We start from the raw sequence: 16344 nt of genomic DNA, 5'->3' as shown, positions 1-16344 counted from the left end.
TATGAGCATTAAAAAAACCGCCCTTATTATTAAGAGCGGTTTTTTATTAAGCTATATCTATATCAATAATGGTTTACATGTTTGGATAGTTAGGACCGCCGCCGCCTTCTGGCGTTACCCATGTGATGTTTTGTGAAGGATCTTTAATATCGCAAGTTTTACAATGCACGCAGTTTTGCGCATTGATGACAAACTTAGCGCCTTCAGCATCTTTTACCACTTCATAGACACCAGCTGGACAGTATAAACGCGCTGGCTCAGCATACAAAGGTAGATTAATAGAAACAGGTACAGTAGGATCCGTTAACTTTAAATGCGTTGGCTGGTTCTCTGCATGGTTAGTGTTAGAGATAAATACTGACGATAATTTATCAAACACCAGCTTACCATCAGGCTTAGGATAAACTGGCTGATAGGCATGGGCCGCACGATCGAGCTGATCGTAATCCTTTAAGTTATCATGAATAGTCAATGGCATCTTGCCACGTAGAATATTTTGGTCGATAAAGTTAAAGGCCCCGCCCATCCATTGACCCATACGGTGCATGGCAGGAGCAAAGTTACGTGCTTCATAGTTATCTTGATACAGCCATGACTCTCTATACATAGTGCTGTAGGCGACTACATCATCATGCTGACGGTCGGCCTTTAATGCTTCGAAAATAGCTTCAGCAGCGAGCATGCCTGACTTCATAGAGGTATGTGTACCTTTAATCTTCGCAGGATTCAAGAAGCCAGCATCATCACCGACAAGTACACCACCTGGGAAAGTGAATTTCGGTAAAGAGTTAAGGCCACCTTTGGTTAAAGCGCGTGCCCCATAAGAGATACGCTTACCACCTTCTAAAACGTTGCGAATGAGCGGATGCAGTTTGAGGCGCTGCATTTCATCAAACGGTGACATATATGGGTTGGAGTAGGACAGATCGATGACCATACCAAAGCTGACTTGGTTGTTTTCATCAAAGTACAACCACCAGCCGCCAGTAGAACCAGTATCAGTTAATGGCCAACCTGAGCCATGCATGACCACACCTTGCTCATGCTTATCTGGTGTCACTTCCCATAGCTCTTTTAGACCAATACCATAGTGCTGTGGGTCAGAATCTTTATCAAGACCAAATCGGCTGATTAAGCGCTTACCAAGGTGACCACGGCAGCCTTCAGCAAAAATAGTATATTTGGCCAGTAACTCATAACCCGGCTCAAAACTAGACTTGGCTTCACCGTCAGCTGCAACGCCCATATCACCCGTCAATATGCCTTTTACTGAGCCATCATCATTATATAGGATGTCAGAAGCAGGGAAGCCTGGGAACATCATGACTTCTAGCTCTTCGGCCTGCTCAGCGAGCCAGCGTACGACATTAGCTAGCGAGACGATATAGTTGCCTTCATTGTGCATACTAGCTGGGATGATTGAATCCATAAGTTTGGTACTTTTGGTCGCAGAACCAAGCATATAGACACGATCTTCAATCGCTGGCACATTTAAAGGCGCGCCTTTGGCTTTCCAGTCAGGTATTAACTCATCCAAGGCGCGTGGCTCAATAACAGCACCAGATAAAATATGCGCACCAAACTCAGAGCCTTTTTCGACGACACATACCATAAACTCATCGTTGCCCGCTTCGATAGCCAACTGCTTTAAACGAATAGCCGCTGATAGACCAGAAGGTCCGCCACCTACGACAATTACGTCAAACTCCATTGATTCGCGCTCAATTTCGGGCTCTACTGGAGCAGGCTCAGGGGCTGTTTCAGCAGGTGCTTTGTCAACTGGGTTGTGTTCGACGGCTTCTTCTTCAACCGCTTCTTCAGCTACAACAGTTTCGGCTGGAATCTCTTCAGCGGGAGTATTTTCAACAACTTCTTGAGTCGCTTCTGTGGACTCTGGTTTTGTCATATCTGGATTCGATGTATCTGGTTTGGTGGTGTCTACAGTTGCTGGCGTGTCAGTATTGACGATATCAGCATCAACGACTGGCGTTTGTTTATCTTGCTCTTGCATACCTACTCCTAAACTCTATAGTGGCTTGTCTATGGGTATCATTGGGGGCGCAATTAAATAATATGGCTTGCGACACGGTTACCTCTCAGACATGTGGCTGCCCGATAAAAACTGTCTTTGCGGCATTAATCGACAATATCGTCATTGAGATCATATTAATGAACAACATAGTAAGGGATGATTAAAACGACATACCTATCATCATTTTAATAAAAAATCGTTACTCATTATAAAAGAAAAGTCCTACAAACACGATACGCATTTATAGATATCGGTGTTAAGGTAAGACTAATACGATGAGCATACAAAGTCTAATCGTTTTATCATACCCGAAACTAAAATTAATAGTAATGCTGTCGTTGCCAAACTCTGACTAATATTAGGAAATAACGCTATGAGTAGTAATATAAATGATGGTGTTGAAACTGGCAATTTAGCAAGTAGTTCTATAGCTGACAACGTAAATAATAGTGGAACCACCCAAGATTTTAGCAATTTAGATTCCCTTAGTAACTACTTAAAGTCTTCAGCCGGTACGCGTCAAGGACGTTCTATACCACCTCTTGATGAGTGGCATCCAGAGCAGGTTGCTGATATGGATTTGGTCATTAAGGCCAATGGCGAATGGTGGCACGAAGGTGGCTTGGTGACCCGGCAGTCATTGGTGAGTCTATTTGCGACTATTTTGTGGAAAGAAGAGAGTAATGGTACTTGTGAGTATTTTTTAAAGACTCCAGTGCAAAAGTTGCGCATTCAAGTTGAAGATGTACCGTTATTGATTAATGATGTGGGCATTTTCACTGAGAATGGAGTAAGCTGGTTAGAGTTTACAACCACGACTGGTGATGTGGTACGTCTAGATAACGAGCACCCTATTGAACTACGCTCTTATAAGCCAACCGTAGCTCAAGAAGATATTGCAAAAGAGCAAGTGCGTCCTTATATGCTTGTTCGTAACGACTTAACGGCCCTCATCGGTCGTAATACGTTTTATCACTTAACAGAAATTGGTAAGTTGACAGAGCAGAACGATGAAGTGATACTCATTTTAGAAAGTGGTGGCAAGTCTTATCAACTATTAATGCCTGATAGCTAATTCTTCACTTTTTGTAGCATGAATTAATGTACAAAACTGTGTGCTAAACGCTAGCATGTTTTAAAATAGGTATGTTTTATAGTCCTCCTTTACTAAATTGCATGGCAATACACTGTGAACCAATATATCCAGCCTACTAGGCAATATCTCAATTATAAAATATACCATAATGGCAGTACTATCCTATGAGTACTGCCGATTCCGTCTCGCCTTCAATAACGTATAGACTCTCTGCTAATGATAGAGCATTTATCAATAAACCCTTTGTTGATGACAGTCTTTTGGTTAGCAAAGGCAGGTCAGCGAATATAGCTAACAGTAAAACTAGCTCGGCACCGATTGGTCTATTTGACTCAGGGATAGGTGGTCTTTCTGTTTATCTGCATTTAGCACAGCAGCTGCCTGCTGAACGTTATATTTATTATGCTGATACTCTGCACGTACCGTATGGCAATCGTGATAGCCAAGATATTGAAAAACTGACACTAGTAGCAGTAGAATGGCTATACCAAAGAGGCTGTAAACTCATCGTTATTGCTTGTAACAGTGCTTCTGCTCATGGGCTAGAAGCGGCACGTCGCCATTATCCAAACCTTCCTATTGTTGGTTTAGTACCAGCACTCAAGCCTGCTATAATAGCTAGCAATAGTGGTCATGTGGCAGTACTGGCTACCAAAGCTACTTTAGATGGAACATTGCTCAATCAAGTTATTACTAATATTGCGATGCCCAATGGTACTCAAGTAACCAAATACTTTGATCCGCAGCTGGTGCCGTGGGTAGAGTCTGGAATGCCAGAGACATCTGAGGTCGCGCAACGTTTACGACAACAAGTACAATGTTTTGCGCATGTTGGGGTCGATTACCTAGTGTTAGGGTGTACTCATTATCCTTTTTTTAAAGAGTTTTTGATTAATGAGATTAAAGCGCAGCAATTAGCCATACAAGTGGTAGACTCAGGACAGGCCATCGCCGCACGTGTACAGTCTTTGCTTGCTGAAAAAAACCTATTAGCTCAAGCCAAGGTTTCAGTAACGACTCATAATAACGAAAGACCGCCACTGATTTTTTATGCAACTAAACATGATGATAAGCTGGATAGGTTGATAACGCGTCTTTTAGGGGTGCAAACACAAATCCAGTATATGCTTTGATTGTTAGGCTGAGTCTTCGTACATTAATTTATAGCAGTTCACCATACTATCATTATCAGAATAATTCACTATTAGAATAATTGACATAAAGCACTCACAAACTGCCTGTATTTTGCTAAGATTGTGCTAGGTTAAAGTTTGTAAAAAATAAGTTGTTTAGGCGCTTTTGACTGTCATTACTATCATTGTCGTTGTAGAGGTTATATTGCAAAGTCGTCGCTATCACGTTCATATAATATGCGTAGCCCATGAGCAGCCGTTAATATTAGACGGTTTGGCAGTGTTTTTTCAATCGCGCGCGTTTTTAACTTATGATATTTCGCCTAGACTGCCGCAAGCCTCTTTATATGGGCGGCAATGTATTGACTCTTGCGATCATACGGTCGTTATTGTAGGTGACAGCTATGGCACGACACAGAATTTAGGGGTCAGCCAAATGCATCTGAGCTATTTGAGTGCTAAAGCGAAGCTCAAACCCATGCTCATTTTTATTAAATCTCAAAGTCACGATATTGACACGGGTCGTCAACTGCATGATTTTACCCGTCTGGTCGAGCAACAAGTAGAAGATGTCTATTATTATGATGACAGTACTAATATCGATGAGCTTCTCAAGACCGCTTATAACAATGTAGCTGCTAAATGGAATCTGAGACCAAGCTGGGTAAAAGCAGATGATATTAAAGAGCCTCTCATACAGAGTAATTTAACTCAGCAAGGCTCTACGCTAGAAACGGGTACTCCTACTGACGTAATTCGTAAATCCTATAATCCTACCGACAATCTCATTAGCCCGCCAACTGAAAGCGATGATGTGACGGATAACGTAACGCAATCAATTAATCTATTAGAAAAATTCGATATGAAGTACAGTGCTCAAGCTTATGAGGGTGGTAACTTAAGCGATATTACAATGACAACGAGTCTGACTTGGGAACAAGTGTTACATGCGCTGGTACGAATGCCTGGGGCTTTTTCCAGCCACGGTTTACAAGGCTGTCTAAATCGCTTAATCGCTGTTAAGGCAGATAAAGATATCAAAAAAAAGATGCCCAATGTTCATGCAGTCTCGCGCTGTCAAATTGCTCAAGATGACTTAAACAAATTACAGAACCTATTAATTGCTGCGAATTGGATTCAATTGACAGCTTCAGGTGCAAGAACGTCGCAAGAATTATGGAAGCTAACTTTCTATGCCAAAAAGCTATTTGAAGAGAACCAACAGTAAGTAAATCTACTAATCTACTCTGTACGTTAAATTATTCATATAAATGCATTATTAATGTTTGCCTTTCATAGTATTTAGCCGACAAAATCAGTAAGTGCTATCGTTGTCTATGATAGACAATGACAGACTACGTTTTGTAATACAAAGCATACGTGTCAGCGGTTGTTAATCTATTATACACTGGCGATAATAGGGTAGTAGATAAGGTTAATCTGTTAGCAAACAGATTGATCGACGCGAATAACCTTTATAAATAAAGCAAACTTATAAAAAAGCGTTTTTATAATATATCTATAAAAAATGATTTTGTGGAATTTTGCATATTGAACCAAATATTTTAAACTATTAAAGGAGAGCGTAATGACTAACTCTAAACATGATGAGCTAAATCATGAAATTGATGGCCTAGAAAAAGCTATGCATGATGCCGATCAGTTTCGTACATTAGAAGAGCAAGTGGCAGACATGAAACGTCGCGGCATTGATCCTAGTCAAGCCTATAAGGACTTGGATAGAAAAGAGGAAGATAATGATTGGGGCGATGCAACTTGGAAAGAAAATGGTAAGTGGGAGCCAAAAACGCCAGCTGACTTAGATGAAAAAGCTCGCGACAACTGGGATGGCGACAACGGCAAACCGAATCCACCACCTATCGTTTAAACGTTGCTTAAGTATCAACATTATTAGGTAGGTATCTTTGCACAAGTCTCCTAGCAACCAAAAAATATAAAAAAGCCACGCTATCATTAGCGTGGCTTTTTTGTGACTAAACTGAATAATTAAACGAAAATAATATTAATCTACTATTTGCAATTATGAGCCTTCATCGACTCTGACTAAGCGCGTTACGCCATCAATACCGACTACACGACGATAGCGGACATTACTTGAGGTTGCAGGCTGGCTCGGTGATGCATATGAAGGATTACTTGGGGTAATCGTCGTCTGCTGTTGAATCAGCTGACCCATACGATCAGCGGGTGCTGGCATAGAAGGTCGAGAGCTTCCTGGTTGAACATGACCTTGCATGATTTGGCGATGGAACTTTTGCCCTGCACGTCCGTCAGCTGGGAAAATACCACGGCTAGATTGATACTGCTGTATAGCGGTACGAGTATTATCCCCAATGATGCCATCGACACCGCCAATATCATAACCAGCATTTAATAAGGCTTGTTGGATATCTTTGGCTTGCTGACGACTGATACCTGGGTCATCCGTTGGCCATGCCGTTATAAAGTCAGTTTTACTGCTGTTTTCGCTAGTAATCAAATCAGATAGATGGGCAATCGCAAGCGCGTAGTTTTCTGAAGCGTTATATGAATAAAAAGTATCGAAGTTTTTACCCACTAAAAATGCAGGACCCTCAATACCAGCAGGAAGTAACAAACCTGCACTGCTAAGATCAGAAGGTAACGAGTTGCCATTAGCCAGCGTTAAACCTTGATTGCGCCAGTGGCTCATCGACTTTTTATCTTTACGATTGGATGCTGCCCAAAATCCGTTAGGCAATTTGACTTCGTAGCCCCAAGGCTCACCGGTACGGTAGCCGCGTTTATCTAAGAAGTTCGCGGTAGATGCTAGCGCATCGGGCACGTTATTGACTAAGTCGCGATGACCGTCACCATCAAAATCGACGGCCAACTCTAAAAAGGTGCTTGGCATAAACTGCGTCTGCCCAAAAGCACCTGCCCACGAGCCAGTCATGTCGTTTGGTGCGATATCGCCATTTTGTACGATTTTGAGCGCGTTGGCATATTCACCTTGAAAGTAGCTTTGACGACGATCAAAACAAGATAAGGTAGCCAACGATTCAAACAATGGTTTTTTGCCTAATGTCTGCCCAAAGTTCGACTCTACGCCCCATACACCCAGTACGTGTTCTGCTTTAACACCATAACGTGATTCAATACTACGCAAAGTATCTGCCCATTGGCGCTTGGCACGAATACCATCTTCTACGCGCTCTTTATCTACCAATACTGATAGATAATCCCAGACGTCCTTTTGAAACTCTGGTTGATAGTTTAACGACTGAATGACACTAGGGTCAGGCTGAGTGGGACGATAATTATCAAAGGTAGAGCTATTAACTCCACGGAATTTGCTTGAGTTTTTTAAATCATCTAGACATTGCTGAAATTCAGTATTGGATAAATTTGGTGCTTCTGGTCGAGCGGCTTGGGCAGTACTGGCTAGACTAAAGCCAATAGCAGCAGCCAATAAAGATAAAGTGGACAATGGAGTCAAACGCATGAAAATATCCTATAAACGTAAAGTGTGACAGATAAGGTAAGATGCTCAAAATATAGTATGACAATAGTGCTTTAGAGTAACCAATATCAACGATAAAGAAAAGGTATCGAAGTACTAAGGCTATAAATAATTACTATAGATTGATATAGGTGTGAGATTAGGAGAAGGTTTTGGATAGAGCACAGTTATAGTTTTTGACATCAACCCCAAACATAGTTTGGAGTCAATAAAATGCTATTCATATTTAAACCCAACTACTCCCCCAAAACTCCCTCAAACTCTTCAATAAAGGTACGAATGCGCTCTGCATTTTTGCCCAAATCGCTACCGCCAACCCGTGATTTACTGCGAATATCGACCAGACGTTCGCTACCTTCATCAGTTACACGTATGACGACATCATCTTGAAAGCCAAACCATGTCGTAGTATCTGTGGCCTCAATGATACCTGCGCTCGCATCATTATTTACGAGCTCCCAGCCCAAATTATTGACGGCTTTTTCGGTAGCTTCCATTAGTTCAGACTTTGGTTGCGTATAGGTTAGTGTTTGCAGTTCAGGATAGGCATCACGTTGTTGCTCTGCAGTCTCAATGCCATCGTATGCGGCAGGATTTGGTGCGTCAGCGCGTAGTGGGGCAATAGCCACAAATTCAGGTGGGTTAATTAAATCGGTCGAAATATCATGGATAGGCGGTACACTTTTAGCAGTATTCATCATGCTAAGCGGAATAATGATAGCAATCGCAGAAAGTACCACTGCTGTCAATGCGCTACTAAGCCTGACTGTATCACGCTTAAATAACACTTGTATACCCAGCAGTACAAGTGCAGCGATGCCAGCAAACACGCCAAATTTGAACCCTGTAAATGCAGTACCTAAGTCAAGAAGACCAAATTTATAAAGCGGACCTGGTAATGCGACCAGCAAAAAGGCGATTAAGCTTACGATACTAACTAGAATTTTCATTAGATCTCTCCGTTATGATTGAATCACTGCTTAACCATCATTTGATTATTGCTTAGTCATGGCGCTAATTAATCACGTTTATTATTCAACAGCCAAACATGCTCTGTCACTGCCAACTCTGGCGCTGAATGTAAACTTGCGACGACGCTTTCAAGCTCAGTAATTTGATAATGGCTACCGTAATATTGCTGCACTTGTGGGCCACTAATTGAAAATGGCGGTCCATCCTTTTTATTTTGATCATAATTTAACGTTAGTAAAATTTGTGAAGTATTGCGACTTAGCTGCCGTACTTGCTCACTATACTGTGGACGCATATCGGCTGGCAAAGCAATTAATGCGGCTTTGTCATACACCGCATCAACGCCACCGATATCTTCAGCTGTCAGCGCAAAAATATCAGCGACCCATAGCGTGACTGTCTGTTCTGCAAGCGGACCCTGATAATATTTAACGGCTGGATTATCTAGATGCTGATAGACGGTAGGGGAGATATTTTGCTCAGCAAAAAATTCTTGTACGGCTGTCTCAACCAATTCAACGCCAATTACATCATAGCCCTGTGCTGCTAGCCAAACCATATCAATGGACTTACCACATAAAGGCACAAAGATGCGGCTCCCAGCAGGCAAGTTTAAATGGTTAAAGTGCTTCATTAATAATGGATTAACTTCAGACTGATTAAAACCGATTCGTTTCTCCTGCCAGCGTGTTTGCCAAAATTCAGGGTTCATACGTTCGCCTTTATTCATTAAGGTTTATATTATTAGTTATTTTTATAATAACCTTTTAAGTGATAATGCTAAAGGTATTAAAAAGCCAAACACTTATATAATAAGCATTTGGCCTTAATTAAATACTACGCTAGAAATTTGTTATAAATGAATAACTTCTTATTCAATCCATTGGTTAGCTCACCATGTATTTACTAAATTCTTTACGTAATTTGGCAAGCTTTGGTGGTATCGCAAAGTTGCAATAAGCTTGTCCTGGGTTTCTGTTAAAGAAGTCTTGATGCGTTTCTTCCGCTTGATAGAATTCAACAGCAGGATGTACTTCTGTGACCACATTGACGCCCATATCGCGCAATTTATTGATGGTACGGTCAACGGTTGGTTTTTGATTTTCGTCAGTGTAGAACACCACGCTACGGTACTGACTACCAACATCATTGCCTTGACGATCCATCGTGGTGGGATCATGGGTGGCAAAAAACACATCGAGTATTACCTCTAACGGTACGATGGATTCATCAAACTCAACATTGATAACTTCAACATGTCCGGTGTTGCCACTGCAGACCGCTTCATAGTTAGCAGATACCGCGTCGCCACCCATATAACCTGAGACAACAGATTGCACACCTTTTACTGATAAAAATACTGATTCGGTGCACCAAAAACAGCCACCGCCTAATATAATGGTTTGCATAGTTTTTCCTATTATTATTGCTATAAAGGTGAGCTAAGGTCTTTATTTGGTTGCAATGTTTTCATTTTTCAATTACTTATTGCTTTCAATAATTTATTACCCTTAGCTCTACTTAATCAGCTTAACAGGCGAGCCAAACGCGATAAGTAACAAACAGTAATGTTATAATGGGCTTTTGCTACGTTAGTCTGCTCTGGGCTAATGGTATCAATCGAATCTTCTGAACACTTCCCAACCAAAGTTCCATTATGGAAACCAAAAATCAAAAACGAGTCGCACCATGAGCCAAGCCAAGCCTGCTATCAAACATGACACCTTATTTACCACACCGCTCGATAAAGCCGCGCGTTTTTCTTTCGATGAGCAAGTGGTGGCTTGTTTCCCTGATATGATTCGTCGCAGTGTCCCTGGTTATGGTCAAGTGCTGGCGATGCTGCCCATATTCGCCCGTCGTCATTGTAAGTATCGTCAACAAGATGATAGCGGTCAGCGTGTCAGTCGTATTTATGATTTGGGCTGCTCACTTGGTGCAGCAAGCATGACGTTGGCAGGCGAGTTTGAGCCGCAAGATTTGCAGATTAAAGCGATTGATATCTCACCAGCGATGACGACTGAAGCGACTACTTTACTGAGTGATAATTATCCTGAGCATGACATTGAAGTCATCACTGCCGATATCCGCGATGTCAAGCTTGAACCATGTGATATGGTCATCTTAAACTTAACCTTACAGTTTTTACCAGCTGCTGATAGGGTGGCGGTATTAGAGAATATCTATAACGCCTTGAGCGAGGGCGGCATATTGGTGCTGACTGAAAAGACCCATGCTTTTGATGAACAATACGATGCGTGGTTGGTTGAGCGTTATTATGATTTTAAACGCGCCAATGGCTATACTGAAATGGAAATCAGCGGCAAGCGTAATGCGCTAGAAAACGTCCTTATTACCGATACCTTAGACGAGCATCATGCGCGTTTAACACAGGTTGGTTTTGAGCGTCATCTTACGTGGTTTCAGTTCTTAAACTTTGTCTCTATTGTGGCGTTTAAATAAAAACTATTCTTGGCAATATAGTCTTTTATAATATCCTTCGATCAACATGGTAATCCGCTTTTATGCTTAACGACACTATTCTCCACGCCGAACGTGAACTGTATTTAACCTTGCTCGCATTAGCGCAGCAGCAGCCAAGCGCTTATGAGTGGCTGGCGCAATTGCCGAAATGGCTAGGTGATATAAAAGACAAAGCCAACTATGCGCATGCGCCTGCTTACCAAGCGTCGGTGGCGCGTTTACCAGAACTAACCGTTAATACTGTCGATCTGGATAGTGATGTCTTGACGATTGAGGCAAGTCTTAATGACTCTCAGCGCAAACAAACAACAGCGTTATTAAAGCAGCTAATGCCGTGGCGTAAAGGGCCGTTTAAAATTGGTGGTCAGATTGGCGATGATGAGTTAGGTATTAAGATTGATACCGAATGGCACAGTGATTGGAAATGGCAACGGGTTGTACCGCATTTGGGGACATTAAAAGGTCGGCGGGTATTAGATGTCGGTGGTGGCTCTGGTTATCACGGTTGGCGTATGGCAGGCGCTGGTGCGGATACGGTTATTATCATTGATCCGTCTTGCTTGTTTTACCATCAGTTTATGGCGATTCGTCATTTTGTTGGTACGGCAGATGCTCATGAGACAGGCCGCTACCGTACCCATTATATTCCTGTACCGCTTGAAGCTTTGCCTGAGCACAGTCAGCTATTTGATACCGTATTTAGTATGGGTGTGCTTTATCATCGTCAGTCACCGTTTGAGCATTTGCAACAGCTCAAAGGGCAGCTGGTAAAAGGTGGTGAGCTAGTGCTTGAGACTCTAGTCATTGAAGGCGATGCCAATACCGTACTGGTGCCGCATGACCGTTATGCACAGATGAATAATGTATTTTTTTTACCGTCAGTTGCGGCCTTAATCGGCTGGTTGGAAAAAGCAGGGTTCACTGACGTGCGTTGCGTAGATGTGGCAGTGACCTCGACTGAGGAGCAGCGCAAAACTGAATGGATGACTTATCACTCGTTAGCAGATTTTTTGGATCCCAATGATTCTACAAAGACCGTTGAAGGCTATCCTGCACCGATGCGTGCGACCATCATTGCCAAGAAATAAATTTGATTAGAAGTCGCTGCTGACAGATCGTTAATACTCAATACAATATCTTTTTCTATAACCGCCCTGACTGATTACTGCTGAGTTGCAAGGACGCAATATGGCCAGTTTAATAAAAACTTTGAAAAATGACTGGTCGTTATCAGCATCGGTAGCAGGTTTTTTGGCCGTGCTTATCGCTTATGCAGGGCCGTTGGTTATATTTTTTCAGGCGGCGCAAGCAGCGCAAGTATCCGATGCAATGATGGCTTCTTGGATTTGGGGCATCTCTATCGGTGCTGCCATACCTGGTATTTATTTATCTATCAAATACAAAACGCCCATTGTGGCTGGTTGGTCGGCGCCCGGTACGGCATTATTGGTTACTTTATTTCCAGAGATGAGCATCAATGAAGCGGTCGCTGCTTACATTATCTCCGCCGTTGTTATCTTTTTAGTCGGTATCACTGGATCCTTTGACAAAATCTTAAAATGGATTCCAAACGGCATTGCTGCCGGTATGATGGCGGGTATTTTATTTCAATTTGGCTTGGATCTGTTTGTGGCGACGGACACGATGCCTGTCATTGTCTTTAGTATGCTGGCATGCTATTTGTTGGCCAAGCGTTTCTCACCACGATATACCATGATTTGGGTGTTGTCATGCGGCGTTATATTGAGTGTTTTATTTGGCAAAATGAATCCTGTCGATATTAACTTGACAATAACCATACCTAAATTCATATCGCCAGAATGGACGTGGCGCTCGGTATTTAACCTTGCGCTTCCGCTTATTCTTGTCAGCTTAAGCGGACAGTTTTTGCCCGGTATGGCTATCCTAAGATTGAGTGGCTATGACACGCCAGCGAAACCTATTGTAAGTGTTTTTAGCGTTGCTTCTATCGCAGTCGCTTGCGTCGGTGGCATTACCATTGCGTTGGGCGCTATTACTGCCGCTCTATGTACCGGAAAAGATGCACATGAATGTAAAGACAGGCGCTATATTGCTGGTATCGCCAACGGTATCTTTTATATCTTAGGAGGCTTGTTCGCTGGTAGTATTGTGGCGGTATTTAGCCTGCTACCTAAAGAGTTGATTGCAGCGCTGGCAGGACTTGCACTAATTAGCGCTATTTCAGCTAATATTCATATTGCGATGAAAAATGACAGTCAAAGAGAGTCGGCCTTGATTACTTTTTTAGCCACTGCATCTGGTATGCAGTTTCTAGGGTTGAGCTCGGTATTTTGGGGTGTGCTTATCGGTATGATTGCCTATTATGTATTAGAGCGTATTATGCATTCGTCAACGATAAAGGCTTAGATCAGCCACTTTTTAAAGGCGACTTCTAATAGCAGCTTGAGCAAGAAGCCCACAAAACCTGCTCCCAAAGCTAAAAATATCCAAAAAGTACCAGCGCGACCAGCTTCGGATTTTTTAGAAATATCCCAAACAATAAAGAATAGAAACGCAATAAATATGGGTAGCAATACGTACAGTCCCCAACTGGTAACGGTACTAGCAGCAATAGCAAACATGGCATAATCCTATAAAGTAGTAACGTGTCCTCTATTTATATCTATTATTCTATAGCTTCTTTTCGTAACAATCGCCCTAACAAAGAAAGCGGGTCACCACTTATAAAATAAGCAGTGATAAATAAAATAAACGAGCAGTAAATAGAGGAGTACAATACAAACCGTCATTATAACGCGGAAGTGAGTTGGTATAAACTGTCGCTATTAGTGGGGCAACAGGAACGCTACAATTAGCATGGCAAATTTATCATCGCCAATTAGCAATATCATCCTATTCATACCGTATTAATTTGGCCTAAATTAAATTAAAAGGCTGACAAGTCTGTTATCTATATTAATTATCAGTGCCAGCTATCATAACAGTAAGATTTTAGCGCTAATTTTGGTGCAAATAGTGCAATAAAGCGCAAAGATTGTTATATTTACAGGTTACTTATCTTTTTACACTAATTTCTCCCCTACAAAGTCAGTCGCTATAGTCAATCCACTATAAAAGAGTTACAGCATTAACCTCGCTTGAAGTATTACTTATACATCTGCACTCGGTTGCCTTGACCCTCTTTTAACTTGAATCAACTATATTATAATAAGCAGTTATCGACTGCGCGCATTCACTACATTTCATACTGTTTTTTGTTGTTTATTTAATTGAGTTCAAATCCCTATGTCACAAGCCCAAATTGATACGCTAGCATCCCTATTTAATGATGCTATTCGCACCCTACAAGCTGATGGTGAGCTACCAGCTGATTGGCAGAATAATAGCCAAATTACTCGTACTAAAGACCTTAGTCATGGTGATTTTGCTAGTAATATCGCGCTCACGGCTGCCAAAGCAGCTAAGACCAACCCACGTCAGCTTGCTGAAAAGATTGTCAGCGCGTTACCTGAAAACCAAAATATTCGCCAAGTAGAAATCGCAGGCCCGGGGTTCATTAATGTATTCTTAAATGCCGAAGCTAAATTTGCCGTATTGGACGATATTTTTAAGTTGCAGGAGCGTTTTGGTTTAAGCGATCAGTTTGAAGGACAAAAAGTACAAGTTGAGTTCGTTTCTGCCAATCCAACGTCTAGCCTACATGTTGGTCACGGACGCGGTGCCGCATTCGGTATGAGCGTGGCAAACCTGCTTGAAGCAATCGGTTATGACGTTACGCGTGAGTATTATGTCAACGATGCCGGTCGTCAAATGGATATCTTGGCGACCAGTACTTATTTACGTTATCTAGAGACCAATGGTGAGCAAATAGTATTCCCAGTCAATGGTTATCAAGGTGACTATGTCAGTGATATTGCCCAGACATTAAAAATGCAACATGGTAATAGCTATGTACATAGCTTTGCAGAAATTGCTAAAGATGTGCCAGAAGATGCTCAGTTTGAGATAAACGCTGATGGCGAAAAGACATTGCTGTCAGGCGATAAAGAAGCGCACATCGATGGGCTTATTTTCAACAGCAAAGCCTTGCTTGGCGATAGCTATGAGCTGTTTTTAAATGCGGCATTAAGTAGTATTTTAGCCGATATCAAAGACGACTTAAACGACTTTGGCGTACGCTATGAATGCTGGTTCAGTGAAAGATCTATTGATAGCGAGATTGAACCTGCCCTGCAAGTGTTAGATGAAAAAGGCTATCTATACGAAAAAGACGGTAATATTTGGTTCAAATCGACTGATTTCGGTGACGAAAAAGATCGTGTTGTACGCCGTGCTAACGGTCAGACGACCTATTTTGCTTCTGATATTGCTTATCATAAAAACAAGTTTGATCGCGGTTTTGATAAAGTCATTAACGTCTGGGGCGCAGACCATCATGGTTATGTACCACGGGTAAAAGCGGCACTATTAGCGCTTGGTATCGATGCTGAACGTCTTGATGTGGTATTGGTACAGTTTGTGGCATTATGGCGCGGTAGTGAAAAAGTGCAAATGTCGTCACGTTCGGGCAAGTTTGTCACCTTACGTGAGCTGCGTCACGAAGTGGGTAATGATGCGGCGCGTTTCTATTATGTGGCACGCAAACCAGAGGTACATGTTGATTTTGATTTAGAGCTTGCCAAATCACAAAGCAAAGATAATCAAGTTTATTATATCCAGTACGCACATGCGCGTGTTTGCCGCGTGTTAGAGAAGCTGCAAAAAAGCGGTCTTGTTGTGAACGATGCGATTGGTCTTGAGCATCAAAACTTGCTCACTGCCCCTAATGAAGATGAGCTGATTAAACTACTAGCAGGTTATCCGGCGACATTACTACGAGCCGCGACAGGTTACGAGCCGCATGTATTGACCAATTATCTAAAAGATTTAGCCGCGTTATTTCATGGTTGGTATGACACCAATCGTATTTTGCCTGTAAGCTTGACCTCAGGTGAGACGCCAAGTCAGGAAGAAGTTGATTTGATGCAAGCGCGTCTACGTTTGTCTAAAGCCGTACGTCAAGTATTGGCCAACGGGCTTAGTTTATTAGGGTTGTCTGCACCGTCTAGCATGTAGTACAGATACAGGCGACTGATAGCAATAA

Annotated in this window: 14 protein-coding genes; 8 read left to right on the top strand and 6 right to left on the bottom strand. The window is 42.1% G+C overall.

All coding sequences use genetic code 11. The annotated features are described in order from the left end of the window. Nucleotides 1-73 precede the first annotated feature (73 nt). The gene (locus ACTQ9S_RS12970; RefSeq protein ID WP_440455167.1) at nucleotides 74-2011 is read right to left on the bottom strand and encodes a 4Fe-4S dicluster domain-containing protein; all 1938 of its coding nucleotides are present in this window, start codon (nucleotides 2009-2011) and stop codon (nucleotides 74-76) included. A gap of 394 nt (nucleotides 2012-2405) precedes the next feature. Here ACTQ9S_RS12970 and ACTQ9S_RS12965 point away from each other — a divergent pair, with 394 nt between their 5' ends. The 4 genes from ACTQ9S_RS12965 (at nucleotide 2406) to ACTQ9S_RS12950 (ending at nucleotide 6149) form a co-directional block, all read left to right on the top strand. Beyond that, the gene (locus ACTQ9S_RS12965) at nucleotides 2406-3107 is read left to right on the top strand and encodes a DUF1285 domain-containing protein (protein ID WP_440455166.1); all 702 of its coding nucleotides are present in this window, start codon (nucleotides 2406-2408) and stop codon (nucleotides 3105-3107) included. 185 nt (nucleotides 3108-3292) lie between these two features. Next, the gene (gene murI / locus ACTQ9S_RS12960; protein ID WP_440455165.1) at nucleotides 3293-4261 is read left to right on the top strand and encodes a glutamate racemase; all 969 of its coding nucleotides are present in this window, start codon (nucleotides 3293-3295) and stop codon (nucleotides 4259-4261) included. Between the two features lie 166 nt (nucleotides 4262-4427). Further along, nucleotides 4428-5489, top strand: coding sequence for a DUF4062 domain-containing protein (locus ACTQ9S_RS12955; RefSeq protein ID WP_440455164.1), 1062 nt, complete (start codon nucleotides 4428-4430; stop codon nucleotides 5487-5489). Between the two features lie 360 nt (nucleotides 5490-5849). Continuing rightward, on the top strand, nucleotides 5850-6149 hold the full coding sequence (locus ACTQ9S_RS12950; RefSeq protein WP_068038150.1) for a hypothetical protein: 300 nt from the start codon (nucleotides 5850-5852) through the stop codon (nucleotides 6147-6149). A gap of 153 nt (nucleotides 6150-6302) precedes the next feature. Here ACTQ9S_RS12950 and ACTQ9S_RS12945 read toward each other — a convergent pair whose 3' ends face one another. The 4 genes from ACTQ9S_RS12945 to msrA all read right to left on the bottom strand — a co-directional run bounded on the left by ACTQ9S_RS12945 (nucleotide 6303) and on the right by msrA (nucleotide 10144). Then, nucleotides 6303-7745, bottom strand: coding sequence for a lytic murein transglycosylase (locus ACTQ9S_RS12945; protein WP_440455163.1), 1443 nt, complete (start codon nucleotides 7743-7745; stop codon nucleotides 6303-6305). A gap of 254 nt (nucleotides 7746-7999) precedes the next feature. After that, nucleotides 8000-8713, bottom strand: coding sequence for a DUF1499 domain-containing protein (locus ACTQ9S_RS12940; RefSeq protein WP_440455162.1), 714 nt, complete (start codon nucleotides 8711-8713; stop codon nucleotides 8000-8002). 68 nt (nucleotides 8714-8781) lie between these two features. Then, on the bottom strand, nucleotides 8782-9447 hold the full coding sequence (gene tmpT, locus ACTQ9S_RS12935; protein WP_440455161.1) for a thiopurine S-methyltransferase: 666 nt from the start codon (nucleotides 9445-9447) through the stop codon (nucleotides 8782-8784). Nucleotides 9448-9622: 175 nt separating this feature from the next. After that, the gene (gene msrA, locus ACTQ9S_RS12930) at nucleotides 9623-10144 is read right to left on the bottom strand and encodes a peptide-methionine (S)-S-oxide reductase MsrA (RefSeq protein WP_440455160.1); all 522 of its coding nucleotides are present in this window, start codon (nucleotides 10142-10144) and stop codon (nucleotides 9623-9625) included. Nucleotides 10145-10424: 280 nt separating this feature from the next. Here msrA and cmoA point away from each other — a divergent pair, with 280 nt between their 5' ends. From cmoA to benE, 3 genes are all read left to right on the top strand, one after another. Further along, entirely contained in the window at nucleotides 10425-11198 is a 774-nt protein-coding gene (cmoA, locus tag ACTQ9S_RS12925) for a carboxy-S-adenosyl-L-methionine synthase CmoA (protein WP_068329580.1), read from the top strand. 62 nt (nucleotides 11199-11260) lie between these two features. Beyond that, on the top strand, nucleotides 11261-12307 hold the full coding sequence (gene cmoB, locus ACTQ9S_RS12920) for a tRNA 5-methoxyuridine(34)/uridine 5-oxyacetic acid(34) synthase CmoB (RefSeq protein WP_440455159.1): 1047 nt from the start codon (nucleotides 11261-11263) through the stop codon (nucleotides 12305-12307). A 100-nt stretch (nucleotides 12308-12407) separates the two neighbouring features. Next, nucleotides 12408-13607 carry a benzoate/H(+) symporter BenE gene (gene benE / locus ACTQ9S_RS12915; protein WP_068038126.1) on the top strand — a complete coding sequence of 400 codons (1200 nt, stop codon included), beginning with the start codon at nucleotides 12408-12410 and terminating at the stop codon, nucleotides 13605-13607. Here the strand turns inward: benE and ACTQ9S_RS12910 are convergent. Next, entirely contained in the window at nucleotides 13604-13822 is a 219-nt protein-coding gene (locus ACTQ9S_RS12910; protein ID WP_068038123.1) for a DUF2788 domain-containing protein, read from the bottom strand. The two genes, benE and ACTQ9S_RS12910, sit on opposite strands and share 4 nt — an antisense overlap. A 664-nt stretch (nucleotides 13823-14486) precedes the next feature. Here ACTQ9S_RS12910 and argS point away from each other — a divergent pair. Next, complete coding sequence (gene argS / locus ACTQ9S_RS12905; protein ID WP_350657348.1) at nucleotides 14487-16316, top strand: arginine--tRNA ligase; 1830 nt, start codon at nucleotides 14487-14489, stop codon at nucleotides 16314-16316. Nucleotides 16317-16344: the final 28 nt, after the last annotated feature.

This window comes from Psychrobacter sp. ASPA161_9 (genome assembly GCF_051970275.1).
In the GTDB taxonomy this organism is placed as follows: Bacteria; Pseudomonadota; Gammaproteobacteria; order Pseudomonadales; family Moraxellaceae; genus Psychrobacter.
Note: the sequence above shows the minus strand (reverse complement) of the source record. Positions and strands in the feature narration are given on the sequence as shown.